Source organism: Nocardiopsis protaetiae (genome assembly GCF_045446735.1).
Lineage (GTDB): Bacteria > Actinomycetota > Actinomycetes > Streptosporangiales > Streptosporangiaceae > Nocardiopsis > Nocardiopsis protaetiae.
Genome location: NZ_JBJJBV010000481.1, coordinates 1 through 2,390, shown reverse-complemented (window position 1 = coordinate 2,390; position 2,390 = coordinate 1). Strand labels below are relative to the sequence as shown.

2 protein-coding genes are annotated in these 2,390 nt (G+C 76.2%); both read right to left on the bottom strand.

The window, feature by feature from the left end; genetic code table 11:
- Positions 1-91: 91 nt before the first annotated feature.
- Positions 92-1,390 carry an LLM class flavin-dependent oxidoreductase gene (locus ACJOT3_RS34090; RefSeq protein ID WP_406977255.1) on the bottom strand — a complete coding sequence of 433 codons (1,299 nt, stop codon included), beginning with the start codon at positions 1,388-1,390 and terminating at the stop codon, positions 92-94.
- A gap of 184 nt (positions 1,391-1,574) precedes the next feature.
- Positions 1,575-2,390, bottom strand: an 816-nt coding sequence (locus tag ACJOT3_RS34085) for an LLM class flavin-dependent oxidoreductase (protein WP_406977254.1), incomplete at its 5' end; no start/stop codon positions are given.

Here is a 2,390-nt window from a genome sequence, read left to right as displayed (position 1 = left end):
ACACGGTGGCGGACCCCCGGGGCAGGGCGCGGGCGAAGGAGTGCGCCCCGCCCGGGGGTGGTCGGACACGGGAGGGATCGGAGACGGGAGGTCAGCCGCGGGGCGGCAGCCCCAGGTTCTCCCGCAGGGTGGCCCCCGGGGTGTACTCGGCGCGCAGCGCCCCCCGCTCCTGGAGGATCGGCACCACCCGGTCGACGAAGTCGTCCAGCCCGCCCGGGGTCAGGTGCGGCACCAGCACGAACCCGTCGCTGGCCCGCTCGGCCACGTGCCGGATGACGTCCGCGGCCACCGACTCGGGGGTGCCGATGAAGGTCTGCCGGGCCGACTCCTCCACCACCAGGTCGCGGATGCTCAGCTTGTCGGCCTCGGCCCGCTCCCGCCAGCGCCGCACCAGCGCCGCCCGGTCGGCGAACCGCGCCGCCGCCTTGCCCTGGGTGAGCACCTTCTCCAGGTCGGGCTCGACGTCGGGCAGCGGCCCCTCGGGGTCGTACTCGGACAGGTCCCGCCCCCAGACCTGTTCGATGAACTGGATCGCGGTGGGCCCGCTCACCTGCTGGTAGCGGATGCTCCGGGCCCGTTCCTCGGCCTCCTGCGGGGTGTCCCCGAGCACGTAGGTGACGCCGGGCAGGATGAGCAGCTCGTCGTCGCCGCGCCCGTGGGCGGCCAGCCGCCGGTGCACGTCGTCGTAGAACGCCCGGCCCGCCTCGAACCCGCCGTGCCGGGAGAAGATCACGTCGGCCCCGGCCGCCGCGAAGTCGCGCCCCTGCGGGGAGTCCCCCGCCTGGATGACCACGGGGTGCCCCTGCGGTGCGCGCGGCAGGGTGGGCACGGCCTCGATGTCGAAGAACCGGTCCTTGTGGACGGCGGCCCTCCCGGTCCCGGCGGCATCCCAGAACGCGCGCACGGCCCGTACGAACGACGCGGCGCGCTCGTACCGGTCGGCGTGGTCGAGGTAGCCGCCGCGCCGGAAGTTCTCGCCGGTGAACGCGTCGGAGGAGGTCACCGCGTTCCAGGCGGCGCGCCCGCCGCTGAGGTGGTCCAGGGTGGCCAGCTGCCGGGACAGCTCGTAGGGCTCGTTGTAGGTGGCGCTGAGCGTCCCGGCCAGCCCCAGGTGCTCGGTGACCCCGGCCAGGGCGGCCAGCACGGCCAGGGTGTCGGGCCGCCCCACCACGTCCAGGTCGTGGATGCGCCCCTGGTGTTCGCGCAGCCGCAGCCCCTCGGCGAGGAAGAAGTAGTCGAACCGGCCCCGCTCGGCGGTGCGCGCCAGCTCTTCGAACGAGGAGAAGTCGATCTGGCTGCGCGACCGCGGGTCGCTCCAGACGGTGGTGCTGTTGACCCCGGGGAAGTGCGCCACCAGGCGCACCTGCCGGATCCCGTCGCTGCCGCTCATGCGGTCCTCCCTGTACATCCCTGTGCGTCGTCGGTGTCCTCGCGAGGCGGCGCCCCCGCGCCGTCGCGGGGGCGGGGCGGCGCCCCCGTCCGGCGGGCGGGCTCCCTGGGACGGGGGATGGGGCTCACCCCCAGCGCCAGGCCGGTCTCGTGCCGGTACAGCTCCGTCTCCTCGCACACCGCGCTCACACCGCCTCGTACCGGTTGGCGGGGCGGCCCAGGCCGAACCGGGCGCGCAGGGTGTCGGGGGCCGGGCCCTCGTGGAGCACCCCGGACTCGCGCAGCAGCGGCACCGTCCGCTCCGTGAACAGGGGCAGGTCGGCGTCGGTGGAGCCGAACCGGACCGCGAACCCGTCGACGACCCGCCCCCACTCCAGCAGCGCCTCGGCCAGCGCCCCGGGCGAGCCGGTGTGCACCAGCCCGGGCAGCACCCGGTCGGGGCCGGGGCGGCCGGGGGCCAGGTGGGCGTGCACCTCGGCCAGGACGGTCACCGCGTCCGGGTCGCGCCCGGCGGCGGCGACCTCCTCGCGCACCCGCCGGTAGCGTTCGCGCACCGCCCCCAGCGTGCCGGAGGTGACGATCACCGCGTCGGCTGCGGCCGCCGCGGTGGCCAGGGCGTGGTCGTCCTCGGCCCGCACCACCACCAGGGGGTGGCCCTGGGGCGGGCGGGGCGTGATGGAGGGCCCGCGCACGCTCCAGCCCGGGCCCTCGAAGTCGACGTAGTGGAGTTTGTCGCGGTCGATGAACCGGCCGGTGGCCACGTCGCGGATCTCCGCGTCGTCCTCCCAGCTGTCCCACAGCCGGGCGACGACGTCGGCGACGGCGGTGGCCTCGGCCCACAGCTCCTCCGCGGGGGCCGTGGCGCGGCGCCCCACCGCCCGGGCGTCGGTGCCGGTCCGGGACACCTCCACCCGCCACCCGGCCCGTCCCCGGGAGGCGAAGTCCAGGGAGGCCACCGCCTTGGACACGTGGAACGGCTCGGTGTGCGTGACCGTGACGGC

Excerpts from the sequence above, each read along its gene's own strand:
- ACJOT3_RS34090 (WP_406977255.1), bottom strand. The coding sequence starts at position 1,390 with ATGAGCGGCAGCGACGGGATCCGGCAGGTGCGCCTGGTGGCGCACTTC.